Source organism: Duganella sp. GW821-FHT07G03, assembly GCF_059418605.1.
In genome coordinates this window covers 15,168-42,043 of record NZ_JBWKQE010000004.1, presented here as the reverse complement: position 1 = coordinate 42,043, position 26,876 = coordinate 15,168, and the positions used below count along the sequence as shown (strand labels likewise).

Here is a 26,876-nt window from a genome sequence, read left to right as displayed (position 1 = left end):
GCGTCAGCCGGCCGGATGCTCGCCGCCCACGGCCAGCGTTCCGTTGTAGGTGGGCACGCCGGTGAGGATGCCGTGGAAGTCGTTCAGCACCGGCCCGACGTCGATGCCGTCCTGGCCGATCCGGAAGCGGCGGATGGTGCGCTCGTGCGCGCTGCCGCGCTTCTTGAACACCGAGATCGCCTGCCGCACCTCGCCCTCGGCTTCGAAGTAGCGCAGCATGATGACGTTGTCGGCGATGTAGCTGGCGTCGATCGCGGTGGTCATGCCGCTGCCCAGCATGCCTTGCTGGACGCCGACCACGATGCTGACCACGCCGCGCTGGCCCAGGTAGGTCAGCAGCTCGTGCAGGTAGATGGTGAGGAAGCGCTCGTCCGGCACCGCGTTCAGGTAGCCGTTCAGGCTGTCGATGACGACCACCCGCACGCCGCGCTCGACCGCCTGCATCACCGCGTGCGAGAACTGGCCGGGCGCCAGCTCGGCCGGGTCGATCTGCTGGATCGTCAGCAAGTTGCGGTCGATGGCGTCGGCCAGCCGCATGCCGACCCCGGCCGCGCGGTTGAGCATATTGTTGCGCGCCTCTTCGAACAGGAACATCGCGCACGGCTCGCCGCGCTGGGTGGCGGCGTGCACGAACTGCGCCGCCAGCGTGGACTTGCCGGTGCCCGGCGGCCCCGAGATCAGCGTGCTCATGCCTTCTTCCAGGCCGCCGCCGATCAGCTGGTCCAGCGCCGGCAGGCCGCTCGAGAGCTGGCGCCGGTCGCTGACCACGCGGCTGGCGGCCGCCTCCAGGCGCGGGAACACGTGCAGGCCGCCGCTGATGATCTTGTAGTCGTGGGCGCCGCCGCGGAAGGCGATGCCGCGGTACTTGACCACGCGCAGCCGGCGCCGCTCGGCGCCGTAGGCCTGGTCGGCCAGCTCCAGGGTCAGCACCGCGTGCGCCACGCTGCGCACCTGCAGGTCGGTGCTGAGGGCGGTGCGGTCGTCGAGGAAGATGGTGGTGCAGCTGCGGCTGCCCAGGTATTGCTTGAGCGCGAGCACCTGGCGCCGGTAGCGCAGCGGGCTTTCCGCCAGCAGCTGCAACTCCGACAGCGAATCGAGCACCACGCGGCGCGGCTGGTGGCGCTCGATGGCGGCGACGATGCGCTGGATGGTGGTGCCCAGTTCGATTTCGGACGGATGGAAGATGGTGTACTGCTGCGCGGGATCGAGCACGTCCTCGCTGGGCAGGATTTCTTCGATGTGGATGCCGTCCATGGTCCAGCCGTGCGACTGCGCCACGCTCAGCAGTTCGACGGCGGTTTCGGCCAGCGTGATGTAGAGCACCGGCTCGCCCTGGCGCGCGCCATCGTTGAGGAACTGCAGCGCCAGCGTGGTCTTGCCCGTGCCCGGTTCGCCTTCGACCAGGTAGAGGCGGTCGCGCGTCAGGCCGCCGGCCAGCACTTCATCCAGGCCGGGCACGCCGGTCGAGAGAAACAGATGCGTAGCGCTGTTCTGTGCTTGCATGGGCGCAGTCCGAAAAATGGACGCCGCGCTCGCAAGGGCGCGGCGGATGTTCGGCTGATACTACCTGAAATGGCGGAAGCGGGATTTTCGATAGCAAACGTGCGCGGCTCGCTCAGCCTTGCAGGCGCTGCTGCGCGCTGTGCTGCTTGTCGATGTACATCGCGCGGTCCGCGCGGCCCAGCAGCATCTCGATATCCTGCGGGTCGTCCGGATGGTGGATGGCGATGCCGATGCTGGCGCTGAGCGAGACGGTGGCGGTCTTCAGGCGGAACGGCTGTTGCAGCGCCGGCCGCAGCTTGTCGGCGGTCTCCTGCGCGGCGTTGTCGCTGTGCAGGTTCTCGAGGATGACGATGAACTCGTCGCCCGCCAGCCGGCCCACGGTGTCGGTCTTGCGCACGATGTGCTGCACCCGCGCGGCGAACTGGCGCAGCAGTTCGTCGCCTTCCTCGTGGCCGTAGCGGTCGTTGATCTGCTTGAAGCGGTCGAGGTCGAGGAAGAACACGGCGCAGCTGTGGCGCAGGCGGCTGGCGCGCTGGATCGCCTCGGTCAGCGCGGCCATCAGCGCGCGCCGGTTGGGCAGGCCGGTGAGCGTGTCGCGCAGCGCCATCGCCTCCATCGATTCGAACAGCGTCTTGCGCTCGCTGATGTCGTGCAGGAAGGCGATGAACAGGTGGCCGCTGCTGCGCGGCACGTAGGCCAGCGACACTTCCACCGGCAGCTCCTGGCCGGCGCGGTTGCACAAGGTCAGTTCGATGCGACGGTTGAGCACGGTGTCGGCGCCGCAGTCGGCCAGCTGGCGCATGTCGCGTTCGTAGGCGCGGCGCAGCAGCGGCGGCAACACCATCGCCGCCAGCGGCTGGCCGATCACCTCGGCGCGGCGCCAGCCGAACAGCTGCTCGGCCTGGCGGTTCCAGTCCAGCACCACGCCGCCCGGATCGAGGGCGATGAAGGCGTCGTGGGCGTTGTCGAGGATGGCGCGCAGCTCGGCCGCGCGTTCCTGCAACAGCAGCTGCGTGCTTTGCTCCTGCGCCAGCGCGCGCTCCAGCAGCAGCGCCTTGCGCGTCATCTCGCGGGTGCGTTCGCCGACCGTCGACTCCAGTTTTTCGTTCATGCCGCGCAAGGTGCCCAGGTGGTCCTGCTCGTTGCGCACCAGCCCGGCCAGCGCCTGCGACAGCACCTGCGCCTCGTGGAAGCTGTCGACCAGCGGGATCGGCGGCAGCGCGCCGGGCGGCGTGTCGGGCGGCGCGGCCGAGCGTTGTTCGATGTTCTTGCTGAGCGCGTTGAGCGGACGCGTGAGCCGGCGCGCCGCCGCCGACGCCGCCAGCGCCATGGCCACGCCGAGGATGGCGCCCAGCAGCAGGATCTGGCGTTCCAGCGCGCGGGCGCCGGCCAGCGCCACGTCCTCCGGCTGGCGCACCAGCACCGACCAGGTCAGCGTGGCGGGATTGTTCAGATCGCCGGTGCGGGAAAAGCCGGTCAGGTAGCTGCGGCCGTCGGGCCAGGTTTCCTTCAGCGAGCCCGGCGCGCCCGATTGCGACAGCGCCAGGCTGGTGCTGCCGATGGTCTTTTCCTCGGTGCCCTTGGGGCCGAGCATGACGGTGCCGTCGCCGCGCACCACGAAGATGTCGGCCGAATACTGCTGGTCGGCCGGCGTCAGGATGGTCTGCACCAGGCGCCGCGCCCAGCTCCAGCTCATGTGCACGCACAGCACGCCGCGGTAGCTGCCGTCCGAACGCCGCACCGGGCCGGCCGCGTCGACGAAGCGCCACGGGTCGGCGCTGTACGGCAGCTTTTTGCCGAGCAGGCTGGCGGGGTGGAAATCGCCGGCGTAGAGCTTGTCGCGGCCGCCCTTGAACCAGGCGCGCATGCTGACGTCCTGGCCTTCGAGCAAGCCCTGGGTGGCGGCGTAGACGCTGCCGTCGGGATTGGCCAGGCCGATCCAGGCGTAGTCGGGGAAGGTTTTTTGCAGGCTTTCGAGCACCTGGCGGATTTCGGCGGGGGACTTGGCGTCGCGGATCTGCGGCAGCTCGGTCAGCAGCTGGACGTCGCCGGTGGCCTTCTGCAACACGCGGTTGAGCGAATCGCGCATCTGCCACGACAGCTGCTGCAAGCGCAGGCCCGCTTCGCGTTCGGCGTAGTCGAAGGCGAAGTGATCGACCAGCACCAGCAGCGACAGCACCGACATCAACACCGTCGCGGCCACACCCACTGTCACCAGCGTGGTGAGGCGCGGCCGGGCCGTGCGTGGGGAGGGCTGCGATGTCATGGCGCGGGCCAAAAAGATGTCTGGGGGAAATGAAATTCATTGTAGCACCGGGCGTGGCGCCTACCTCTATCCCCTGGAGAAATTCACCGCCGCACGCCACGCTTTGTCGTGTCATGGACGAAAAACTTTCTTGACTTAAATAGAATGATCGTTCATTCTACGAACTTATGCACATTTTTTATACAGAAAGTCCCACCATGGAAGCTCTTTTCTGCAGGACCGCAGCCCTGATCACCGCAGCCGTGTTCGTTGCCGGCTGCTCCAAAACCACGACCGAAGCACCTCATATGCAGGTGGCGGAAGTGGGCGTTTTTAAAGTGGCGCCGGAAGCGCTGCACATCACGACCGAACTGCCGGGCCGCACCGCCGCCTTCCAGGTGGCCGAAGTGCGCCCGCAGGTCAGCGGACTGATACAAAAACGCCTGTTTGTCGAAGGCGCCGACGTCAAGGCCGGCGTGGCGCTGTACCAGATCGACGCGGCCAGCTACCAGGCCTCCTACAACTCGGCCAAGGCGGCGCTGGCCAAGGCCAGGGCCAACCTGATGACCAGCGGCCCGAAAGTGGCGCGCTACAAGGACCTGGTGGCGATCGAAGGCGTGAGCCGCCAGGACTACGACGACGCCGTCGCCGCCAACGAGCAGGCCAAGGCCGACGTGGAATCGGCCGCCGCGGCGCTGGAGCAGGCCGCCATCAACCTCAAATACACCCATGTCGACGCGCCGATCAGCGGCCGTATTGGCCGCTCGGCCATCACGCCGGGCGCGCTGGTGACGGCCAACCAGACCGGCGCGCTGACCACCGTGCAGCAGCTGGACCCGATCTACGTCGACGTCACGCAATCGAGCGAGGACCTGCTGCGCCTGAAGCGCGAGCTGGAAAACGGCGGCTTGAAGCAGGCCGGCGGCCAGGCCAAGGTCACGCTGCTGCTGTCGGACGGCAGCAAGTACGCAGAAAGCGGCAAGCTGCAGTTCTCCGATGTGACGGTCGATCCGGGCACCGGCAACGTCACCCTGCGCGCGCTGTTCCCCAACCCCAAGCACGATCTGCTGCCAGGCATGTTCGTGCGCGCGGTGGTGGAATCGGGCGTCAACGAGCAGGCCATCGCCGTGCCGCAGCAGGGCGTGACCCGCAACGCCAAAGGCCAGGCGACCGCGCTGGTACTGAACAAGGAAGGCAAGGTCGAGCAGCGCCTGCTGGTCACCGGCGGCACCATGGGCGACAAGTGGCTGGTCAAGTCGGGCCTCAACGCGGGCGACCTGCTGATCGTCGAAGGCGTGCAGAAGGTCAAGCCGGGCGCGCCGGCCAACGCAGCCAAACCCGCCGCCGCCGTGGCCGTGGGCGGCGCCATGCCGTCCAACGCCAAGAGCGCCCAATAAAGGAGCATCACCATGTCACGTTTCTTTATTGACCGCCCGATCTTCGCGTGGGTCGTCGCTATCGTCATCATGCTTTCGGGCGTGATCGCGATCCTCGGCCTGCCGATCGCGCAGTATCCAAGCATTGCACCGCCGTCGATTTCGATCAGCGGTTCCTACCCGGGCGCCTCCGCCAAGACGGTGGAAGACGCCGTCACCCAGGTCATCGAACAGAAGATGAAGGGCATCGACGGCCTGCGCTACATGTCCTCGTCAAGCGACGGCACCGGCGGCATCGGCATCACGCTGACCTTCAAGAGCGGCACCAACCCGGACATCGCCCAAGTGCAGGTGCAGAACAAGCTGCAGCTGGCGACGCCGCTGTTGCCAACCATCGTTACGCAGCAAGGCCTGGTGGTCGCCAAGGCCACCAAGAACTTCATGATGGTGCTGGGCTTCGTGTCCGAAGACGGCAGCATGAAGCAGGCCGACCTGGGCGACTACGTAGCCGCCAACGTCATCGATCCGCTCAGCCGCGTGGAAGGCGTGGGCGACGTGACGCTGTTCGGCGCCCAGTACGCGATGCGCATCTGGCTCGACCCGGCCAAGCTGCAAAGCTATCAGCTGACGCCGGCCGACGTGACCGCCGCTATCACCGCGCAGAACACCGAAGTCTCGGCCGGTGAGCTGGGTGGCGCGCCCGCCATGCCGGGCCAGCAGCTCAACGCCACCGTGTCGGCGCAGAGCCGCCTGCAGACCGCCGAGCAGTTCGGCGCCATCCTGCTGAAGACCGCCGCCAGCGGCGCCACCGTGCACCTGCGCGACGTGGCCCGCATGGAGCTGGGCAGCGAGAACTACAACGTGCTGGCCCGCTACAACGGCAAGGCCGCCACCGGCGTGGCCATCAAGCTGGCCACCGGCGCCAACGCGCTCGATACCGCCAACGCCGTCAAGGCGCGGATCGCATCGCTGGAGAAGCAGTTCCCGGCCGGGATGAAGGCGGTGATCGCCTTCGACACCACGCCGTTCGTCAAGCTGTCGATCGAGGAAGTGGTCAAGACGCTGGTGGAAGCGGTGATCCTGGTGTTCCTGGTGATGTACCTGTTCCTGCAAAACTTCCGCGCCACGCTGATTCCGACGATGGCGGTGCCGGTGGTGCTGCTGGGGACTTTCGCGATCCTGTCGGCGTTGGGCTATTCGATCAACACGCTGACCATGTTCGCGGTGGTGCTGGCGATTGGCCTGCTGGTCGATGACGCCATCGTGGTGGTGGAAAACGTCGAGCGCGTGATGACGGAGGAGGGCTTGTCCCCGGTCGAAGCGACGCGCAAATCGATGGGCCAGATCAGCGGCGCGCTGGTGGGCATCGCGATGGTGCTGTCGGCGGTGTTCGTGCCGATGGCCTTCTTCAGCGGCTCCACCGGCGTGATCTACCGCCAGTTCTCGGTGACGATTGTTTCGGCGATGGTGCTGTCGGTGCTGGTGGCGATGATCTTCACGCCGGCGCTGTGCGCGACCCTGCTCAAGCCTGTGGCCAAGGGCCATACGGCGATCGACACCGGCTTCTTCGGCTGGTTCAACCGCAGCTTCGACCGCGGCAGCTTGAAGTACCAGGGCTGGGTGGGCGCGCTGCTGAATCGCAGCGGACGTTCGCTGATCATGTACGCGCTGTTGCTGGCGGTGCTGGCCTTCGTGTTCGTGCGCCTGCCGACGTCCTTCCTGCCGGAAGAAGACCAGGGCGTGCTGTTCTCGCAAATCCAGCTGCCGACCGGCGCGACCCAGCAGCGCACGCTGAAGGTGATCGAAAAAGTCGAGCAGCACTTCCTGAACGAGGAGAAGGATTCGGTGGCGTCGGTGTTCGCGGTGGCTGGCTTCAGCTTCAGCGGCAACGGCCAGAACACGGGTATCGCCTTCGTCCGCATGAAGGACTGGTCGGAGCGCAAGGGCGCCGGCCAGCGCGTGAACGCCATTGTCGGCCGCGCCATGGGCAGCTTCTCGCAGATCAAGGATGCGATGGTGTTCGCCTTCGCCCCGCCTGCGGTGCTGGAGCTGGGTAACGCCAGTGGCTTCGATTTGCAGCTGCAGGACCAGGGCGGTGTCGGCCACGAAGCGCTGATGGCTGCGCGCAACCAGATGCTGGGCATGGCGTCCAAGAATCCGGTGCTGATGGGGGTGCGTCCGAACGGACAGGAAGATACGCCGCAGTACAAGATCACCGTCGACCAGCAGAAGGCGACCGCGCTGGGCTTGTCCATCGCCGATGTGAACAAGGTGCTGAGCACCGCCTGGGGTAGCGCCTACGTCAACGACTTCGTCGACCGTGGCCGCGTGAAAAAGGTGTACATGCAGGGCCAGCCCGATTCGCGCATGTCGCCGGAAGACCTGGGCAAATGGTTTGTCCGCAATGCCGACGGTGAGATGGTGCCTTTCTCGGCCTTCTCGACCGGTCAGTGGATCTATGCGTCGCCACGCCTGGAGCGCTACAACGGCCTGCCGTCGACCGAGATTCTCGGCATGCCGGCGCCGGGCCAGAGTTCGGGCGTAGCGATGGCGGCAATTGAAGAGATGGCGGCCAAGCTGCCGCCGGGTATCGGCTTCGAGTGGACCGGCCTGTCGACGGAAGAACGCGACTCGGGTTCGCAGACCACCCAGCTGTATGCGATCTCGATCCTGATCGTGTTCCTGTGCCTGGCCGCGCTGTATGAAAGCTGGTCGATTCCGTTCTCGGTGCTGCTGATCGTGCCGTTGGGCGTGATCGGCACGGTGCTGGCGACGTATGTGTTCAAGCTGTCGAACGACGTGTACTTCCAGGTCGGCCTGCTGACCGTGGTGGGGCTGGCGGCGAAGAACGCGATCCTGATCGTGGAGTTTGCGAAGGAGCTGCAGGAGCAGGGCGTGGAACTGAAACAGGCGACCTTGCAGGCCGTGCGACTGCGACTGCGTCCGATCCTGATGACGTCCATCGCCTTCGGCCTCGGTGTGCTGCCGCTGGCGATCAGCAGCGGCGCCGGCTCCGGCAGCCAGAACGCGATCGGCGTCGGCGTGTTGGGCGGGATGCTGTCGGCTACCTTCCTGGGCATCTTCTTTGTGCCGGTGTTCTTTGTATTGGTGCGGGGCTTCTTCAGCAAGAAGACCGCCGCTCCTGTTGCGGCTGTGGAGGCGCATTGATTGTGGATAAATTCATGAAAAAATCTTTACTCACGATGGTGGCGCTGGCGATGTTGGCCGGTTGCAGCCTGGCGCCGGTGTACGAACGCCCGGCGCAACCGGTGGCGCAAGCCTGGCCGGCCGGCGACGCCTACAAAGGCGTGCCGGCAGCGGCGGCCGATGCCAAGCCGGTATCCGAAATCCAGTGGCGCGAATACTTTGCCGACGAGCGTCTGCGCCAGGTGATCGCACTGGCGCTGGTCAACAACCGCGACCTGCGTGTATCGGTGCTCAACATCGAGAAGGCCAAGGCGCAGTACAACATCGACAGCGCGGCGCTGCTGCCCAAGCTGTCGGCCAATGTCAGCCAGAGCGCATCGCGCACGCCTTCGACCATGACCGGCACCGGCGAAGCGGCCATCAACCGCCAGTACAGCGGCGGTTTGGCGATGGCGTCGTATGAGCTGGACTTCTTCGGCAAGGTTCGCAACCTGTCGGACGCCGGTTTGCAGACCTACCTCGGCACCGAGGAAGCGCGCCGCGCGCAGCAGATCACGCTGGTGGCCGAAGTGGCCAACGCCTACCTGACGTTGATCGCCGACCAGCAGCGCCTGAAGTTGGCGGCGGAAACGCTGCGCAGCCAGCAGACTTCCTATGACCTGAGCAAGAAGCGCTTCGATTCCGGCGTCACCTCCGGCGTGGACATGTACGAGGCGCAGACCAGCGTCGAATCGGCGCGCAGCGACATGGCGGTCTACACCGCGCAAGTGGCGCTGGACCAGAACGCGCTGACGCTGCTGGTCGGCAGCAGCGTGCCTGCGGACTTGCTGCCTGCCGGCGAGCTGGATGCGGTAACGCAGCTGGCCGCGATTCCGGCCGGCTTGCCGTCGGACCTGCTGCAAGCGCGTCCCGATGTGCAGGAGGCCGAGCGCGCGCTGCGCGCTGCCAACGCCAACATCGGCGTGGCGCGCGCCGCCTTCTTCCCCAGCATCTCGCTGACGGCGTCGGGCGGCAGCGCGAGCAGCACCTTGTCCGGTCTGTTCAAGGCGGGATCGTCGACGTGGAGTTTCGTCCCGCAGATCAATTTGCCGATCTTCGATGGCGGCGTCAATCGCGCCAACCTGAATATCGCCAAGGCCAATCGCGACATCTCGGTGGCGCAGTACGAGAAGGCGATCCAGGTGGCGTTCCGCGAAGTGGCCGATGCGCTGGCCCAGCGCGGAACGCTGGACGAACGCATCGCCTCGCAGCAGGCGCTGGTCGACGCGGCCGACAAGAGCTTCCGCATCCACGAGGCGCGCTACCGCAAGGGCGCGGATTCGTACCTGAACGCGCTGGTGTCGCAGCGCGCGCTGTACGCCGCGCAGCAGGGCCTGATCTCGGCGCGGCTGGGCAAATCCAGCAACGCCGTCACCCTGTACAAGGTGCTGGGCGGCGGCTGGCAGCCGGAAGTCGCGCAGCAGCGCGGCTAAGGTGGCCGGAGCGGCGGGCGCAAAGTGTTGCGCGCCCGCCGCCTCCGACTGCTGATAAATTGACAAAAATGGTCTGCTTCGCCACAGTACCGCCTCAGGCAAGTTCGTTACCCAAGGAAGACCCCATGACCGCACCCATCGTAAAACGACGCACCGACCCGGAACGCGCGCAGAACCGGCGCAACCAGGTGCTGGAGGCGGCCGCCGTCTGCTTTGCGCGCAGCGGCTTCCATGGTGCGAGCATGTCCGAGATATCGAAGCAGGCTGGCATGAGCGCCGGCCATATCTACAACTACTTCGACGGCAAGGACGCCATCATCCTGGCCTTTGTCGCGCGCGAGGCCGAACATGTATCGGGACTGTTGCGCGACCTGGCGACGCGCGAAGATCCATTGGAAGCGATACTGGAAGATGCACCCATCCATATCGACGAGTCGCTCGACCCGCAGCCGTGGAGCGTACCGCTGGAGATGTTTGCCGAAGCCTCGCGCAATCCCGTCATCGCCGCCAAGATGCGCGAAAACGAAGAAGTCTCGCGCGCGCAATTGCGCGACCTGGTCAAGCGCGGCCGCGAACAGCGCAACCTGCCGGTGAGCGACGTGCTGCTGGATGGCCGTCTCGACACGCTGATCTCCTACTTCCATGGACTGACGATACGCGCGCTGTACCGGCCCAATATGAACCGCGCCAGCCTGGTGGACGCCTTCCGCGTCGCCATGCGCGCGTTGCTGATGACCTGATTTGTCTCGTATTGTTTCCGTTCGCTGCACGCGGGCGGGGGCTGTTGTACCATGATCGCTCTCCCATTCCAGCCTATCGGAGCATCATGACATCCTACGTAATTCCCGCCCACGACATCGTCGGCCTGCCGGTCGCCGGTACTTCCGATCTGTTCCCGGTACGCCGCGTCTACTGCGTCGGCCGCAACTACGCGGCGCACGCGCGTGAGATGGGCTTTGACCCGGACCGCGAACCACCGTTCTTCTTCTGCAAACCGAACGACGCGCAAGCCGTTATCCCTGTGGCGCCAGGCGCGGTGCTGGACCTGCCGTATCCGCAGGTGACCAGCAACCTGCACTACGAGTGCGAACTGGTGGTCGCCATCGGCAAGGGCGGCAGCAATATCGCGGTGGAAGACGCGGCCGGGCATATCTTTGGCTACGCGGTGGGGCTGGACATGACGCGGCGCGACCTGCAATTTAAAATGCGCGACGCCGGCCGTCCCTGGGAGATCGGCAAGGCCTTCGATTATTCGGCGCCAGTCGGCTTGATCCACCGCGCGGCCGAAGCGGGCGATATCAACCGCGCCGCTATCGAGCTGGCGGTGGATGGCGTAACCAAGCAGTCGGCCACCATCGATCATCTGATCTGGTCGATCAGCGAGACCATCGCCAATTTGTCCACGCTGTTCGCGCTGGCGCCGGGCGACCTGATTTTCAGCGGAACGCCTGAAGGTGTGGGCGCCGTGGTGCGCGGACAGACGCTGGTAGGCAAGGTGGAAGGTCTGTCCGGTATTGCCGTTAAATTGGTGTAAATCGTTTATAGCAGTGCGTCGATCGCCGTCAGGGCGGCGAGGGCGCCCATCGCCAGCCCCACATCGAGCGGATTGGCGACATCCGATTCGCGCGGATTAATCCGTATCATGCGGCCGCCGTGATTCCGAAGCACGCGCTGGCTGAAGTGGCGTACCGACGGGATTACCGCGCCCGCGCCCAATTCGATCACCAGCGGGCGCTGCGCCGCTTGCAGCAGGGATTGCAGGCGCGCTTCCTGCATCACCGTGCGGCGTTCGTTCCATCCCCAATCGCCGAACATCAGGATATTCGGCCGCGCCATGCCGCCGCAGTGCGGGCAGAGTGGAGCCGCGTTCAGCAGACGGCAAGCCTCGGCGTCGACTTCCGGCACGAAGCTGTCGGCGCTCCAGATATCCGGGCCGCAGGGCTCCATGCATTGCAGGTGATGGATGGAGCCGTGGAATTCGTGGATGGGGTGTGTTTCGTATCCTGCGCACTGGAACTGCCCATCCACGTTGCTGGTGAAGACGCCGTAGCCGGCCTCCATGCCTTCGCCCCAGGCCTTGAGCAGGGCGAAGCCGGCGTGCGGCGTGGTGTTGCGGTAGAGCTGGAGGCGATGGCCGTAGAAGCCCCATGCCAGCGTTGGATCGGAGCGGAAGGTGTAGGGCGTGGCGATGCTGGAAAACTCCATGCGCGCGCGGCCGAGGGCTGGGTAGATCTGCCAGAAGCCTTCGTTGCCGCGAAAATCGGGCAGGCCGGAATCGACGCCCATGCCGGCGCCGGCGGCGATGATCAGCGCGTCGGCTTGTTTGACGAGGTCGGCGGCTTGGCTGAGGGCGGCGAGTTCGGCTGGGGAAGGCATGCAGGCTTTCGATGGCGAGCAGAATTACCTATCTTACTCCTGCGCGGGGGAGGCGATGTTGCATCGAAGATGAAAGCAAACATGACAAATACTTAAAGGCGCTGCTATAATTCCAAATTCGTCGGGGCGTAGCGCAGCCTGGTAGCGTACTTGCATGGGGTGCAAGGGGTCGGAAGTTCGAATCTTCTCGCCCCGACCAATAGAATCAACAGCTTAGGCCAGTCTTCGGACTGGCCTTTGTTGTTTTTACAAGTCTGTACCCCAACAAATACCCCAACAAACTTCTTTTAGCGGTCAAACCCCAGTCTCACGATTTTCTGCCGGTGTTGGGGTACAACTGCGGCTGGCCTGGATACGGCTTTCTACCCAGGCCAGCACCTCTTCCCGAACCCATGCCGAAGCGTGCCTGGTTATCTTAACCCGCGCCGGGAATTCGCCGCGCTTGGTGTAGGCGTAGACGGTGCTGCGCGACAGCCCGCAGATCGCCATCACTTCCGGCAGGCGGATCATTCGTGTGGTGCGGGGCAGGGGTGATCGTTTCATGTCTTCCTCCATTGTCCATGTGCTGCCAGTACTGTCCTCCGATTGCCGGGCAAGTGCGACCCGAAATTGGCCCCGTTTTTGGCGTCGATTCTTCGCCAGCTTCGTCGACAAATCAATCGAGGAGAATTTTGAGTTGGTGAAGCCGGCGCGATGCCAGGTGGAGGACAATATGCTTTTCGACGCGAAGGGATCGCCCTTCGCGCAACTTGGCATCACGCCAGGCGTAGCGCTCGTCACGCGCCCTTAGTCTCCACATTTGTTTTTAGATTGGCTTCGCCTTTGAGCTAGCCCGTGATCAGCCTGGATAGGCTGCATCCATATTGCGCATCCTTCCCTCGAGGGAGCTGCGCGTCACATCGTGCGCATTCACGCACCGTCACCACCTCACGCGGCGATCTGCCGCCGCGTGCATGTCCTGTGCGCCGCCCTAGTCCGCGGCGCAAACCGCGCGTCGTTACTGGCGGCCTGCTGCCAGTGACGACGCGCTAGCAACCAAGCGCTATATGGGCTCCTCCACGGATTTCTCAGTGACGGCGGCCAGTGACAGCGGATCTACCGCTATCAGCGCAGCAGAACGCTGCTTGCCAACCTTGCCCCTCGTGGGCCGACAACGTGTGCGAAGCACACCCCATGGACCCTGGGTAACTGGTCCCACCGCGATCAGGCTTCTACAAGGAGCGGATCGCGGCGCCATACGCGCATGCGGCGCGGGCAAGCAGTGAACATACCGCATAAACGGGAGTGGTGTCCCGGGGCCTTTACAAACCGTCCTTGCTGCGGCAAGCACGGTGGCCAGAAACACTCATCGGACTCGATTACACCACGTTTGATTTTAGGAGCATGCGATGCGCGACTTGAACTATCAACTCAAGCAGCTGTGCGACCGCAATCGCGATGGCAGCTATGCCACGCAGTCCGACCGTGCGCGAATACTCTCGCATGTGGCCAACCAGCTGCACGATCTCGGATATCGTCATATGAATGCTGACAGTCTGCGTCCCAAGCATGTGGACGCGCTGGTGCAGCAGTGGAAGGCCGATGGCGTCAGCGCCGGCACGATGAAGAACCGTATGAGCACCATGCGATGGTGGGCGCAGAAGATCGGCAAGGACAACATCATCGCGCGCGACAACGGCAGCTATGACATCGACAAGCGCACGTTTGTCACCAATATCTCCAAGGCCAAGGTGCTTGACGATGCACGCATGGCGAAGATCACGGATCCTTACACGGCGATGTCGCTGCGGCTGCAATCCGCTTTTGGTTTGCGGCGCGAGGAAAGCATCAAGATCGTTCCCGCGTGGGCCGATGGCGGCGATCGACTGAAGCTCAAGGACACCTGGACCAAAGGCGGCAAGTATCGCGAGATCGCCATTCGTACGCCTGAACAGCGCACAGTACTCAATGAGGCCAAGCGGCTTGTTGCTGCCGGTAGTCTCATCATGGCTAACTTGCGCTACCGCGATCAGCTTCAGCGCTTTCGAGCACAGTGCGATAAAGCAGACATCCACGGCGTCCATGGTCTGCGCCACAACTATGCGCAGGAACGCTACCGGCAGCTCACCGGCTGGCACAGCCCGGCGCGAGGCGGCCCCCGGTCATCGCAACTCGGGCCGGAGCAAGGACAACGGGATCTCTCGGCACGCTTGTTACTGTCAGAAGAAATGGGCCACGGTCGCGAACAAATTACGGCGGTGTACTTGGGCCGCTAGAGCAAGACAATGTCCTCAGTTTTGTGTGAACGAGCCTGCTGTGACAAATTGTGATTTTTACTTGATGGCAAGAATGCTATGCTGGCTGCGGAAGTGATATTCACTCGATGCGCCGAGTTCGGGCAGAGGCCGACATTTCGCTAATGAAGAGAACTCAATAAATCAATACTCATGACACCGCGAGAAATTCAAACTGTAATGCGAAAGCTTTTCTACTTCCGTATTTCGACAGTGGATGGGTACCGCCTGCTTACACAAGACAAGGTTCTCGATGTAAGTTTAGTCGATTCCTTGATTCAGGAGTATGCAGGAACGAATGAAGTCATCGTTTATTCAACCGCACGTCAGTGCTCTTTTGTTGCACGGCCTGAAGCGTTCAAAATAATTTGCGAGTATCAACGTAGTGCCCCTTCCACAGCGGTCCAGGTGGTTGCGTCAGACTTTTCCGGGCGGATTCTCGTTGAGCCAATAGGCACTGGAGTGGGAGAGCATCGTAAGGTGTTATCCTGACAGCCGATAGCATCCGGCCATCACCGGACCCTGGCGTAACTTGTGAGAACATGAAACATGGAAGTAATCCACGTTGTATCAGTTGACCCGGTTTCTCCGGGAGATGAAAGTGCGTCTGTGACACTCGATAGCGGCAAGGGGCAACTCGTCGCATTTTGTTGGCCATGTGGACTGCATGTTGGAGACGAGGTTGAGAATCGGCTTTCCACTCTGGAAGGAACCGCTCATGCCGCTTATTTTTCAGACTGACCAGCAGAAGAAATAGAAGCGTTGTCTTCAGAACGGATAGAGCGTACTGGTCATTATTCTTATGAAGGACGAGGCCGCGTCGTTGATGAGGCAGAGGGTCTTGTTGAAGTCAATGGGTTTGTAATCGAGCTAAGTAATGTGCACTGTGATGGCTATGTTGATTTTGAAATAAAGCGCCTTGATGTTCGTGTGTAGATAGGGCTGAAATCGGCCAAAATCGGCCCTTGAAGCCGAGATGTGAACAAGATAACGAACCTTTAAACGAACGCTTCATGCAGCCAACTTTCGAAACCATCAGGGCACTCAGGACGCACTTTGTAGTCGTCAAAAACTCTAGCGACGAATTTACCTTTAATGTAGACGAAGCCAAGTTAGGTAATGTCCGCGGCCCAGCCATACTGAAATTTTTTAGCCCTACACATGCGTGGGCCTCAGTATGGGACGACGCAAGCAGCGAATGGCGAGATGTTCTCGGATTTAAATTGCCTGAACACGGTGAAATTAATGAAGCGTTCGTCAAGGCCGTCGGGCGCCGGTTGAAGGTCAGTTTTACTGACAAGAGAACCCCGTTGCTTCGTTGGGGTTTCACCGCAAAAGATGTGAAAGCGATCGTGAAGGAATAGGCGACCGCTTTGGGGCTTCCACGTTGAGTGAAAATTCGTGAACTTTGCTGACGAGCAAGCTGCTATCCTGAAGAGTATTGGCTGAGTTCGGCCAGCAGCGAACCGTGACCTATAATATTAAAATATGGAAATTCATTTCAAGGATAAGTTCAAGGAAGGGCAATACGACCGCATCATTGCTGTTGGCGGTGATGGGGCTGATACTGCCGTTTCCACAAGTGTTGCCATTCTCGATAATGAAGGTCTACGAACCCGAGTGAACCTGCTATCCAGCGCGGGAGTCTCGTGCTTTCAAGACGTTCGATGTGTAGGCAGCGGTCGATGACGTCCAGCGTGACGCCGAGACTTTGCATCAGTGTGGCACCCGTCCTGCGCAAGTCATGCGCGGTCCACGCGCCGTGTTTTCCACTTTGCAGCACAAGACGATCATCCTGGCGGCGATGCGGCATCTTGGCGCGAGGCCCGCCGTCGCGGCCGTGCTTGAACATGGTTTGCCGGTCGCTGATTTGTTTGGTGATCGCTCGCGGCGAGATGTGGAGCGTGCCCATGTAGTTCGGGAAGCACCAGTCGGTGTCCCCGCTGCAATCGTACAAGCGGCGAAAATGGCGCAGCGCGAAATCGGATAGCGAGATCGTCAGGCTGCTGATGCGGTCCTTCACGTTTTCCTTTGGTATAAACCATTCCGCGCGCTCGAAGCTGACGTGTTCCCAGCGCGCCATGGTCAATTCGCCGACCCGGCACAAGGTCGACAGCATGATCCAGATCGCGCATTCGGTTGTGATTTCGATGGGCTGCACGGCGATGCGCCTGTTTGCCGCCTGCGCATATTCCTTCCGCGCGCGGTCGAGGACGGTGTGCAATTCGTGAATCTCGGCAGGGGAGAGCACCCGCTCGCGCACGCCGCGCGGATCGAAGTCCGGGCTGACGATGCGGCCGATCTCGATCAGATCCATCGGGTTGCCCTCGACCAGCAGGCGGCGCCATGGCTGCCGTTTCTGTGCCCAGTTCAGCATCTGCTTCAGGTTGTTCCTCAGCGAGACGGCGCTGCGGTTGGCGCCACGCGCCACCATGGTACGCAGCACGTGACGCAGATCATGCTCCGTCAGTGCGCGGACGGCGACGCCGCCAATCTTGGGCAAGACGTCGGCATTGAACTGTCGTTTCAATTCTGCGTTATTGTTCCTGCGCCGCACGCCGTCCAGCAGCCAGACGTCGAACATATCGCGCACCGTCAGGCCTGCCTCGCGTTGCGCCTCGACCTGGGCCAGCTTCGCTTCCAGCGCCTCCTGAACCTCGATCTTCTGCACCTTTTTTACCGTGGCAGGATCGGCTCCAGTGGCCGCGCGGTCGCGCGCGGCATCGCGGGCTTCCCTGATTTTCGCCAGGCTGTCATGCGGCCAGGAGCCGCATGAAATGTCGTGCAGCTTGTCGCCATGCCGGTAGCGGTAGTAAAACGGAATCGTGAGTTTGTTGTCGGCCTTCACGCGTACGCGCCCGAACAGTCCACCATCATCCCGGACGACGAGTCCGACTTGTTTCGTCGTAATCGCCAACAATTCCTTCTGTGTGATCCTAGGCATCTTGTATTCCAGAACGTCAGCCCTGCAATAGGCCGGAGTTTTTTACAAGGGGTCGCAAGAGGAGCAAAAAATACCCCAACAAATACCCCAACAAGACGCTCGGCTAGGACTGGATGAGTACGGATGGGTATAGACGCATGGTAGCGCCAAGCCATTGATTTTTAATGATGTTGCTCAATGGATGGACGTTCCTGGATGCTAAAGGAAGAGTTAACTCGGCCATGGGGTGCAAGGGGTCGGAAGTTCGAATCTTCTCGCCCCGACCAAAGAAAACGTAGTAAGAACAAGGACTTACGATTCGTCAGGATCGTAGGTCTTTTTTCTTTCTGTCGTTCGTGCCCTATCGGTGCCCTAGTTTTTTCTTCTGCCCTAGTAGTGCCCTACCACTCGGATGCCGGACTGGGATGCTTTGCTGCCCATGTGCGAAGCTGGGCAATCTGCTCCCGAATTCCCTTAATCCGATAGCGGTGGTGGAGCGTGTCAGTGATCCAGAGTTCGTCGGCTTCTAGTACATCTTCGTTCTCGAAACATATACCTAGCTCTGGGGCTGGGAGCCATTTCTTGTACTTCTGACGTTCAGCCAGCGTGATCCCCGTATCTGGGTTGAGAAGCACCCCAAAGCTTTCCACGATGGTTTGCCTTGCCAGCTTGCTTCGGCCAAGCTTCACGTACACAAGCGATTCAAGAATGATCGGGCGTCGGCCTGTGTTCACTACGGTGATGCTGATACCGGCATCGGATTGCGGCCCGCCTTCGAAGTAGGTGGAAGTCACCTGTAGGCTGGCGCGGTCGCGCCGATAGTTCAGGACGGACAGGGTGAAAGCGGCTATGGAGAGGGTGATAGCAACCCAAGGTGCGATGTCTTTGAGGTCGGCAAACGATGACATGACAGGCGGTGGCAGTGGGGACGATCCATGCTATCACCGGCCCATGAAAAAAGCCGCAGTCATTTCTGATTGCGGCTTCTAGGTCAGTGTAGGGTAGCTGACATCTTCATGCTGATGAAGTTGTTGAGTTGAGTATCTGTCCATCGTGTCTGCTTCGCGGATAATTTGAACGGCTTGGGAAAATCGGCTTCGCTCTGGACCTTGGCCCATACGCCCGATATGCTGATGCTCAAACGGGTACTCGATGCACAGTTCCATTTCCTGACGTCATGTTAGCTTGAAGAGCGAAGGCGCTTTTCAGGCCATTCTAATATAAATCAGGTTCCTGCCTGAGATGCTCTGTAAGCGTCCGTTCAGCCTGCCAATTTGAGCCAGCTCCGCGTTAAATGAGTGAAACGTTCAACGTTTTGCCAAGAGCCTTTGCAGCTTGTTCAACAAATTCAATTTTTGAGGAGTGAGTCAGGTCAAACAATCGATCTACTTGTGGCATGTGCACGTCGAGCCTGCGCGCAAGGTCTGCCTTGCGCATATTTTGTGCGTGCATTTCGTTCCATAGAAGGACCTTCGCAGTTCCTAGCGCTGACAGGCCCACAACGGCGTTACCTGTGTTGTTCGCTGATGGCAGCGGTATTGGGCGGCGTTCGTCGAAGTAGATCGACAGTGCTGATTCCAGCGCGTCACCTGCATTTGCCAGTGCGTCGGCGACGTCGTCACCGACAGAGTTTGCTTCAGGGAAGTCGGGGAAACCTACCAAGTAAGTACCGTTGGAGTCGGGCGTGAGAGTTATGGGGTAGTTCAACATATCATTCTCCGGTTGCTGTCAGACATTTTGGCTTTTTCATTTCAGCCCAAGGTCCTTTTTGATTTTTTCCACGAGTCCGGTTCCAATTTCTTTCGCTCCGTGATCCGGAAAGATGGTCGACTTTCCGTTAAGAGTGACTCTGTGGTGGCTGCCTCTGGCCGGTGTGAAAACCGCCCCTTGTCGGGCCAGCCACCGTCGGAACTCGCTGTACTTCATAGACCCTCTGCCTCGATGGCTGATAACTTCAATATACAACATATTTGTTGTGTCATGTGGATGCAAATCAAAGGGGAACCTCGCCCGGGGAGGCCTTGCCCCCGGGCCTGGCGAGCCACGGAATCCCACCTCCGGCGGCGCCCGGCAGCCGCTTGTCGCCCTCCCACCTCACTTGTTTCCTAAACAACGCTAAACTTCATGCAAACTTTGAAAGTTTGTAGAGCCACCATCGCTTCTTCTGTATAAATCTTTCTGGTTGGAATGCGGTCCCCATCGATATGCAAGCGGCGTTTGAGCCGTTTAGGAAAACTTCAGGGTTCGCGTTGCAATGCGGTAGCCAGCTGCCGCCAAATAATAAATACAGCCCCTCGTAGGGCACACGACCAGGAGACAGCACATGACGTTAAAAACCCCTCACGCTGCACGCCAGCGCCGCTGGACCAAGACGCCGATCGCCACGGCCTTGAGCCTCGGCCTGATGACCCTTTCCAGCGCCCACGCGCAAACCGCGTCCGCCGATAAACCGGCCGAGAAAACCGCCGACGGCAAGCCGATCGACTCCGTGGTCGTCACCGGCTACCGCTACGCGATCGAGAAAAGCCTCGACCAGAAGCGCAACGCCAACGCCATCGTCGACGTGGTCACCGCCGAAGACATCGGCAAGTTCCCCGACAAGAACGTGGCCGACGCGCTGCAGCGCGTGCCTGGCGTGATCATCGACCGCAGCGGCGGCGAGGGCAAGAACGTCAGCGTCCGCGGCCTGTCGTCGGAATTGACGCTGACTCAGTTGAACGGCAACTACATCGCCACGGCCGAGTCCAACGGCGATCCGACCCGCTCCTTCAACTACATGCTGATGCCGGCCAACATGCTGTCCAGCGCCGAACTGTTCAAGACGCCGGAAGCGCGCATCGACGAGGGCGGCATCGGCGGCACCGTGATCCTGCACACCCGCCGTCCGCTGGAAGTGAAGTCGGGCACCGGCTTCGTTTCCGCCGAGGGCACCTGGGCCGACACCAGCAAGAAGACCGACGGCCAGTTCTCCGGCCAGTACGCGTGGCACGACGAGGGCAACCGTTTCGGCGTGCTGGTCGGCTACACGCAACAGAAACGCACCACCCGCACCATGGGCGCCAGCACCGAAAACTGGCAATGGTATGGCGACGACTACGATGCCCATCCGGCCACCGACGTCAACGGCAAGCCGTCCAATATGAACAGCTACTGGTGGGGCCAGTCCGGCTTCAAGGACCAGAGCGGCAAGAAGTACACCAACTTCATGATGCCGACCGCAGTCGACTTCGACGTCAAGACCGAGGAGCGCGAACGCAAGGGCGGCCAGCTGACGCTGCAGGCCAAGCCGGTCCGCAACCTGACCGTCACCGGCAACTACTTCCGCTTCGACCTGTCGCAGAACTCGCAGACCAACACGCTGAAGATCCCGGAATGGAATCTGGCGCGCTACGACGGCGACGGCAACTGGGCGGGCGGGCGCATGCTCGACGGCCTGACCTTCGACCGCAGCGGCACCATCGTCACCGGCGCGCAATACAGCGCGCACCCCGGCAAGACCTACTACTGCAGCGGCGACCAGGCCAAGGCTGGCGGCCTGACCAACACCGGCGGCTTCGGTCCGGACGATTGCACCATCCCGACGCCGCAGATCACCGGCAGCTACAACCGCGAAAAAGCGTTGTCGCAAACCGCCGATATCGAAGTCGAATGGCACGGCGACTCGCTGGACGCCACCTTCAAGGGCGGCCGTACCTGGGCCGGCGGCGGTCCGGACCTGCAATTTGCCATGCCGATCAAGCCGCGCCTGCAAAACGCCGACGGCAGCTGGACCCTGGGCAACTACGCCAGCGCCTGGAGCACGGCCGGCAAGCCGAGCATGACCTTCTCGCCGGAACTGATGGCCAACCTGCAAAAGGGCATCGGCGAAATCGACCTCGGCTCGACCAGCTCGTCGTGGACCCACAACAGCACGCAGCAGAAATACGCCCAGGCCGACTTCACCTGGCACGCCGACACCAACTGGCTGGACTCGCTGCAATTCGGCGGCAAGTACCGCGACGGCGGCACCCACCGCAGCACCGGCAACAACTACTGGGTGTGCAAGGGCGCCGATCCGGCCAACTACGACAAGCGCTACCAGGCCGGCTGCGATCCGACCGCCAACAAGTTCCAGTCGCAGTTCCTGTACGGCCAATCGCTGGACAACCTGGCCGGCGGCATCAGCGCCAGCGCTTTCCCGGCGATTAACTACCCGGCCTACATCGGCTACCTGAACCAGACCTACGGCGCCATGCAGACCCGCAACGAAGACAACTTCGTCTACAACGTCAACGAGAAGATTTCCTCGACGTATTTGCAGGCCAACATCAAGACCGACCGTCTGCGCGGCAACGTCGGCCTGCGCGTGGTGCGCACCAAGCAGCATGCCGATTCGACCGACCGCGTCGACAACTACAACGACTACTTCTACAACGGCGCCAACGGCAGTCCGGCGCCTTGCCAGGCGGGCGGCGCGCCGGCGGTCGGCGCGCCTGCAGGCTCCGGCTGCACCAGCGGCTTCACCCGGCTGCCGGACAGCACCGCGCGCAGCTCGTCGTTCGTGCTCAGTTCGCTCGACCGCAACTACACCGACGTCCTGCCCAGCTTCAACCTGGCCTTCGACGTGCGCAAGGACCTGTTGCTGCGCATGGCCGCATCCAAGGTGGTGTCGCGGCCGAGCTATGGCGACATCGCGTCGCCGGGTGGCTTGCAGTACTACAGCCAGGAATACGTCAACGACCGCCGTCTGATCGGTGGCGGCGACAAGCAGGGCTGGTTCGGCGAAGGCAGCAACAAGCAGCTCGATCCGTACAAGGCGACCCAGCTCGACCTGGGCCTGGAGTGGTACTTCCACCGCGGCTCCGTGCTCGGCGCCGACCTGTTCCGCAAGAACGTCAGCAACTTCGCGGTGCCGGTGGTGCGCGACGTGACCATGAACGTGGGCGGCCAGACCGTGACGGTGCAGAACTACTCGACCAGCGCCGGCGGCCGTAACGGCGTCTCGCAGGGTATCGAGATGTATGCGCAGCACACGCTCGATTCCGGCCTCGGCTTCCAGGTCAACTACACGTACAACAAGACCAACCAGGCGGCCATCACCCTGAGCGACGGCACCGAGATCGGCAAGTCGCCGCTGGTCGGCAGCGCCAAGAACCAGGCCAACATCACCGTGTTCTACGAAACCGACAAGTATCTGGCGCGTGCCTCGTACAACCGTCGCGGTGAAGTGGTGAACGGTCTGGTCAACGGTTTGAACGTGTATTCGGAGCCGTACAGCCAGATCGACGTGAACGTGGCCTACAACCTGACCAAGGAACTGAGTCTGACCGCTTCGGTGCTGAACCTGACCAAGGAGGAGACCCGTTCCCACCTGGGCAGCGACACCAAGGATCGCTTCTACTCCAACGGTTACACCGGCCGCATCGCCTACTTCGGCTTGAACTACAAGTTCTGATCGCTTCCTCCCGCCCCCTCGCGCCCGCTGGTGCGAGGGGAGGTTCCCGTCGGCGCCTGCCTGTTTTGGCAAGCGCCGACTTTTTTGCTTCTGCAAGGGATAGAGAAAAATGACAAACAACCGTATCCAACGCGTGGTCGTGGTCGGCGGCGGCAGCGCCGGCTGGATGGCGGCTGCGGCGCTGGCCACCTACCTGGGCAAGCAGGCGTCGGTACGCCTGATCGAGTCCGAGGAGATCGGCATCGTCGGCGTCGGCGAAGCCAGCGTTCCGCACATCCGCATGTTTAACAGCCAGATGCTGGGCATCGACGAGACCGAGTTCGTCAAACGGACCCAGGGCACGGTCAAGCTCGGCATCGAGTTCAAGGATTGGTCGCGCATCGGCGACAGCTACATCCACGGCTTCGGCGTCATCGGCCGTTCGCTGGGGCCGCTGCCCTTCCACCAGTTCTGGCTCAAGCTGTTCCAGTCCGGCCGCGCGGCGGCCATCGGCGACTACTCGGTCCAGACGGTGATGGCGCCGCAGGGCAAGTTCGTGCCCGGCGTCGGGGATGCGCCGCCCAGTTCACCGCTGTCCGACATCGCCTACGCCTACCACTTCGACGCCAGCCTGTACGCGCGCTTCCTGCGCGAGTTGTCGGAGCAGCGCGGCGTGCAGCGCATCGAAGGCAAGATCGTCGGCGTCAACCAGCGCGCCGATGACGGCTATGTCGAATCGGTGACGATGGAAAATGGCGACGTCGTCGAAGGCGAATTGTTCATCGATTGTTCCGGCTTCCGTGGGCTGCTGATCGAGCAGACTCTCAAGACCGGCTACGTGGACTGGACGCACTGGCTGCCGTGCGACCGCGCGATGGCGGTGCCCAGCGAGCGCGTCGATCCGATCACGCCGTACACGCGCGCCACCGCGCGTGAGGCGGGCTGGCAGTGGCGCATACCGCTGCAGCACCGCACCGGCAATGGCTATGTGTATGCGAGCCGCTACCTTGGCGACGACGAGGCCGCCGCGACCTTGCTGGCCAACCTGGATGGCAAGGCGCTGGCCGAGCCGCGCCCGCTGCGCTTCACGCCCGGCATGCGCAAGAAGTTCTGGAACAAGAATGTGGTGGCGCTGGGCTTGGCCAGCGGTTTCCTGGAGCCGCTGGAGTCGACCAGCATCTACATGGTCCAGTCGGGCATCAGCCGCCTGCTGGCGCTGTTTCCCGGCCGCGATTTCAATCCCTTGCTGGCAGAGCGCTTCAACCGCGAATCCGCGTTCGAGTATGAGCGGGTGCGCGATTTCCTGATCCTGCACTACCATGCGACCGAGCGCAACGACACGCCGTTCTGGAACTACTGCCGCACCATGTCCATCCCGGACAGTTTGAAGGAGGCGATGGACTTGTTCCGTAGCGACGGGCGCTACTTCCGCAACGGCGAGGATTTCTTCGCGTTGCCGAGTTGGGTGCAGGTGATGTTGGGCCAGCGCATCATGCCGCAAAGCTACCACCCGATCGTGGACGATATGCCGGAAGAGAAGTTGGTGCAATACGTCGAGGGTATGCGCGCGACGTTGGCACGGTCTGTGGCGGCCATGCCGACGCACGCGGAGTGGATCAACCGGTATTGGAAGGCGGCCGCGCAGTAAGCATGTCGGGTGGCGGCTCGCTGCCGCCCCCCGGCATGTACAGCTTTATGGACGCTGCGGCTCGCGCAGATCGGCGGGCAGGGCGTCCGCTTGCGTGCCCCAGGTTTGAGCGGCGGCATCGCTGCCCAGCTTCATCTGGATCTGTCCACCGGCGTTGAGCTGCTCCCAGTCCAGCCAGACCTGTGGCCGTGGCTGGCCATTCCAGCGCACCTGCTCGATCGCCATCGGCGCCTTGCCGCTGGCCGCGTTGCTGTTGATGCGCAGGGTCTTGCCGTTGCCGACATCAATCTCGGCGCTGGCGAATTTCGGCGCGTGCAGCAGGAAGTGCCCGCTGCCCGGCATCGATGGATACAGCCCCAGCACGCTGAACACATACCATGCCGACATCGTCCCCAGGTCGTCGTTGCCGGTGACGCCGTTGGGCGCGTTGGTGAACAGCGTCTCGGCCGCGCGCAACACGGTGCTGGTCTTCCACGGCTGGCCGACCAGCGTGTACATCCACGGCGCGTGCAGGTCCGGCTCGTTGTTCGGGTTGTAGCGATACTGGCTGTAGTAGTTGTACGGCCCCATCACCCAATCCTTGCGCACCGCCTCATAGGGATTCTTGCGCAAGGCGTCGTAGGCGAAGAAGGCGTCGAGCCGGCGCGCGGTTTGCGCGCGTCCGCCCATGGCCGCCACCATGCCGCCCACGTCCTGCTGCATCAGCCATTGATATTGCCATGCCGTGCCTTCGTGGAAGCCGTGTTCGGCGCGCGGGCTGTAGCTGCCATCGAGTTCGGCGAACCATTTGCCGTCGGTCATGCGCGCGCGCGGGAAGCCCTTGAAGCCGAGTTCCTTGTCGTCCGCCGCTTCGTCCCATACCTTGTGCCAGTTGGCGGCGCGCTTGCGCAGCAGCGCGGCGTCGTCATGCTTGCCCAGCGCCTCGGCCATGTAGGCCAGCGCGCCATCGGCCTGCGCGTATTCCAGCGTGGCGGAGCCGCCGTGGTGCGGATCGACATCCATGCCCTTGGCGCGGAAGGCGCGGTCGTACTGCACGTAGCCGTTTTCCAGGTAGCTCGGATTGCCGGCCCGGCCTTCGCTGCGGCTGCCGAACGGCGGCGTGCCGAAGGCGTTTTCACGCAGCGCCGTGTAGGCGCGCTGCTCCTGGCCCTTCAATGCGCCGAAGCGCCACAGGTCGACCAGGAATGGCGTGACCGGGTCGCCCGTCATCACGTTCGATTCGAAGTTGGCGTAGCCCCAGCGTGGCAACCAGCCGCCTTGTTCGCGCGTCTTCAGCACCGAATCGGCGATGTCGCGCGCGCGTTCCGGCCGCAGCAATGCCAGCAGCTGGTTGTGGGCGCGGTAGGTGTCCCACAGCGAGAAGAACTCGTAGTAGGTGGAACCGCTGGCGTTGTGCAGGGCGTCGTCGTAGCCGCGATAGCGGCCGTCGGCGTCATTGCCCGTCAAAGGCTGCAGCAGCGCGTGATAGAGGGCGGTGTAGAACACCGTGCGTTGATCCTTGTCGGCGCCACCGATGCGCACCGTGTTCAACTCCTTCTGCCAGGCGAGCTGCGAGGCCTCGCGCATCGCGTCGAAGCTGCGCGGCTGCGTGCCTGCGTAGGCGTCGGCGTGCAGGTTGCGGCGCGCGCCTTCTGCATCGACGTGGGAGATGGCGCTGATGGCGGTGACGGCCTTGCCGTCTTTCAGGTCGAAGGTGAACCATGCGCCGTGCGGACGGCTATCGCCTTGCTGGCTCACGCCGCGCGTGCCGGGCGTGCCGCCGGCGTCGCTCCACACGCCGTGCGTGCTGAAGGGACGGTCGAACTCCATGCGGAACCAGGTCGCGTATTGGGCGCCGCCGCAAAAACTCTTGGTGACGATCTTGCCTTCGATGGCGCGGTCGCCGACTACCTGCAAGGTGCTGCCGACGACAGAATGGCGCTCGTTGGCCTGGCCGACGTTGACCAGCACGTGGCCTTGGCGGGCCGTATCGGCGAAGGTGTAGCGTTCGGCGCCGGCGCGCGTCAGGGCCGTGGTTTCGGCGACGATGCCGTCGTAGTCGGTGAGTTTGATCTTGAAGTAGCCGGCCGTGCCGACTTCGCCGTCATGGGTGTAGCTGGACGCGTACTTTTTTTGGTCGAAGCTGGCCGGCTTGGTGGTGTCGAACTTGGCGCCGGGGCCGATGTCGCCGGTCACCGGCAGCACCGACAATTGGCCGCCCTGTTCCCAGCAGCCCGCGCCGGACAGGAAGAAGTGGCCGAAGCCGCGGATTTTTGGGTCCAGGTAGCGCCAGCCTGCGTAGTGCTCACCGATCGGGCTCAGTTGCAGCATGCCGAAAGGGGCGGAGGCGCCGGGGAAGGTGTTGCCGTCGTCCTGGGTGCCGATGAAGGTGTTGACCGGGAAGCCCGATTCCGGCGCCGGCGCCGGTGCTGCGTCGGCCCAGAGGCTGGTCATGGCCAGCGCGATGCTGAGCGCGAGCTGGCTGGTGGTGCGGTGTTGCGTCATTGAGCGTCTCCAGTTG

The 26,876-nt window shown here is 62.7% G+C and carries 18 protein-coding genes and 1 tRNA gene; 10 read left to right on the top strand and 9 right to left on the bottom strand.

Features of this window, described 5'->3' with window-relative positions:
• Positions 1–3: 3 nt before the first annotated feature.
• Positions 4–1,503 (bottom strand): ATPase domain-containing protein, encoded by a 1,500-nt coding sequence (locus tag AC07OK_RS07370; protein ID WP_494689700.1) that lies wholly within the window; start codon positions 1,501–1,503, stop codon positions 4–6.
• Between the two features lie 112 nt (positions 1,504–1,615).
• Positions 1,616–3,769, bottom strand: a complete 2,154-nt coding sequence (locus tag AC07OK_RS07365; RefSeq protein WP_494689699.1) for a diguanylate cyclase domain-containing protein — start codon at positions 3,767–3,769, stop codon at positions 1,616–1,618.
• A gap of 197 nt (positions 3,770–3,966) precedes the next feature.
• Here AC07OK_RS07365 and AC07OK_RS07360 point away from each other — a divergent pair, with 197 nt between their 5' ends.
• The 5 genes from AC07OK_RS07360 (at position 3,967) to AC07OK_RS07340 (ending at position 11,277) form a co-directional block, all read left to right on the top strand.
• Entirely contained in the window at positions 3,967–5,145 is a 1,179-nt protein-coding gene (locus AC07OK_RS07360) for an efflux RND transporter periplasmic adaptor subunit (protein ID WP_494689698.1), read from the top strand.
• A gap of 12 nt (positions 5,146–5,157) precedes the next feature.
• Complete coding sequence (locus AC07OK_RS07355; RefSeq protein WP_494689697.1) at positions 5,158–8,292, top strand: efflux RND transporter permease subunit; 3,135 nt, start codon at positions 5,158–5,160, stop codon at positions 8,290–8,292.
• A gap of 14 nt (positions 8,293–8,306) precedes the next feature.
• The gene (gene adeC / locus AC07OK_RS07350) at positions 8,307–9,743 is read left to right on the top strand and encodes an AdeC/AdeK/OprM family multidrug efflux complex outer membrane factor (protein WP_494689696.1); all 1,437 of its coding nucleotides are present in this window, start codon (positions 8,307–8,309) and stop codon (positions 9,741–9,743) included.
• A gap of 125 nt (positions 9,744–9,868) precedes the next feature.
• Positions 9,869–10,483: a TetR/AcrR family transcriptional regulator gene (locus AC07OK_RS07345; RefSeq protein ID WP_494689695.1), complete on the top strand. Its 615-nt coding sequence runs from the start codon at positions 9,869–9,871 to the stop codon at positions 10,481–10,483.
• 86 nt (positions 10,484–10,569) lie between these two features.
• Positions 10,570–11,277 carry a fumarylacetoacetate hydrolase family protein gene (locus tag AC07OK_RS07340; protein ID WP_494689694.1) on the top strand — a complete coding sequence of 236 codons (708 nt, stop codon included), beginning with the start codon at positions 10,570–10,572 and terminating at the stop codon, positions 11,275–11,277.
• Positions 11,278–11,282: 5 nt separating this feature from the next.
• On the opposite strand, the gene AC07OK_RS07335 is transcribed toward AC07OK_RS07340, so the two are convergent.
• Complete coding sequence (locus AC07OK_RS07335) at positions 11,283–12,119, bottom strand: SIR2 family NAD-dependent protein deacylase (protein ID WP_494689693.1); 837 nt, start codon at positions 12,117–12,119, stop codon at positions 11,283–11,285.
• A gap of 122 nt (positions 12,120–12,241) precedes the next feature.
• Between AC07OK_RS07335 and AC07OK_RS07330 the strand changes: the two genes are divergently transcribed.
• A tRNA-Pro gene (locus AC07OK_RS07330) sits at positions 12,242–12,318 on the top strand.
• A gap of 95 nt (positions 12,319–12,413) precedes the next feature.
• On the opposite strand, the gene AC07OK_RS07325 is transcribed toward AC07OK_RS07330, so the two are convergent.
• Positions 12,414–12,899, bottom strand: a complete 486-nt coding sequence (locus tag AC07OK_RS07325; RefSeq protein WP_494689692.1) for a helix-turn-helix transcriptional regulator — start codon at positions 12,897–12,899, stop codon at positions 12,414–12,416.
• Between the two features lie 608 nt (positions 12,900–13,507).
• On the opposite strand from AC07OK_RS07325, the gene AC07OK_RS07320 reads away from it, so the two are divergent.
• Positions 13,508–14,374, top strand: a complete 867-nt coding sequence (locus AC07OK_RS07320) for a phage integrase N-terminal domain-containing protein (RefSeq protein ID WP_494689691.1) — start codon at positions 13,508–13,510, stop codon at positions 14,372–14,374.
• Between the two features lie 1,031 nt (positions 14,375–15,405).
• The gene (locus AC07OK_RS07315; protein ID WP_494689690.1) at positions 15,406–15,756 is read left to right on the top strand and encodes a hypothetical protein; all 351 of its coding nucleotides are present in this window, start codon (positions 15,406–15,408) and stop codon (positions 15,754–15,756) included.
• A gap of 173 nt (positions 15,757–15,929) precedes the next feature.
• Here AC07OK_RS07315 and AC07OK_RS07310 read toward each other — a convergent pair whose 3' ends face one another.
• From AC07OK_RS07310 to AC07OK_RS07295, 4 genes are all read right to left on the bottom strand, one after another.
• Positions 15,930–17,336, bottom strand: coding sequence for a tyrosine-type recombinase/integrase (locus AC07OK_RS07310; protein ID WP_494689689.1), 1,407 nt, complete (start codon positions 17,334–17,336; stop codon positions 15,930–15,932).
• Between the two features lie 380 nt (positions 17,337–17,716).
• A complete protein-coding gene (locus AC07OK_RS07305; protein ID WP_494689688.1) occupies positions 17,717–18,223 on the bottom strand; it encodes a hypothetical protein in 507 nt (168 codons plus the stop codon).
• Between the two features lie 382 nt (positions 18,224–18,605).
• Complete coding sequence (locus AC07OK_RS07300; protein WP_494689687.1) at positions 18,606–19,025, bottom strand: type II toxin-antitoxin system HicB family antitoxin; 420 nt, start codon at positions 19,023–19,025, stop codon at positions 18,606–18,608.
• A gap of 36 nt (positions 19,026–19,061) precedes the next feature.
• Entirely contained in the window at positions 19,062–19,241 is a 180-nt protein-coding gene (locus AC07OK_RS07295; RefSeq protein ID WP_494689686.1) for a type II toxin-antitoxin system HicA family toxin, read from the bottom strand.
• A gap of 397 nt (positions 19,242–19,638) precedes the next feature.
• On the opposite strand from AC07OK_RS07295, the gene AC07OK_RS07290 reads away from it, so the two are divergent.
• Together AC07OK_RS07290 and AC07OK_RS07285 are read left to right on the top strand one after the other, a co-directional pair.
• Positions 19,639–22,749, top strand: a complete 3,111-nt coding sequence (locus tag AC07OK_RS07290) for a TonB-dependent receptor (protein WP_494689685.1) — start codon at positions 19,639–19,641, stop codon at positions 22,747–22,749.
• 109 nt (positions 22,750–22,858) lie between these two features.
• Positions 22,859–24,376 (top strand): tryptophan halogenase family protein, encoded by a 1,518-nt coding sequence (locus AC07OK_RS07285; RefSeq protein WP_494689684.1) that lies wholly within the window; start codon positions 22,859–22,861, stop codon positions 24,374–24,376.
• A 45-nt stretch (positions 24,377–24,421) separates the two neighbouring features.
• Here AC07OK_RS07285 and AC07OK_RS07280 read toward each other — a convergent pair whose 3' ends face one another.
• On the bottom strand, positions 24,422–26,860 hold the full coding sequence (locus AC07OK_RS07280; protein ID WP_494689683.1) for a GH92 family glycosyl hydrolase: 2,439 nt from the start codon (positions 26,858–26,860) through the stop codon (positions 24,422–24,424).
• Positions 26,861–26,876: the final 16 nt, after the last annotated feature.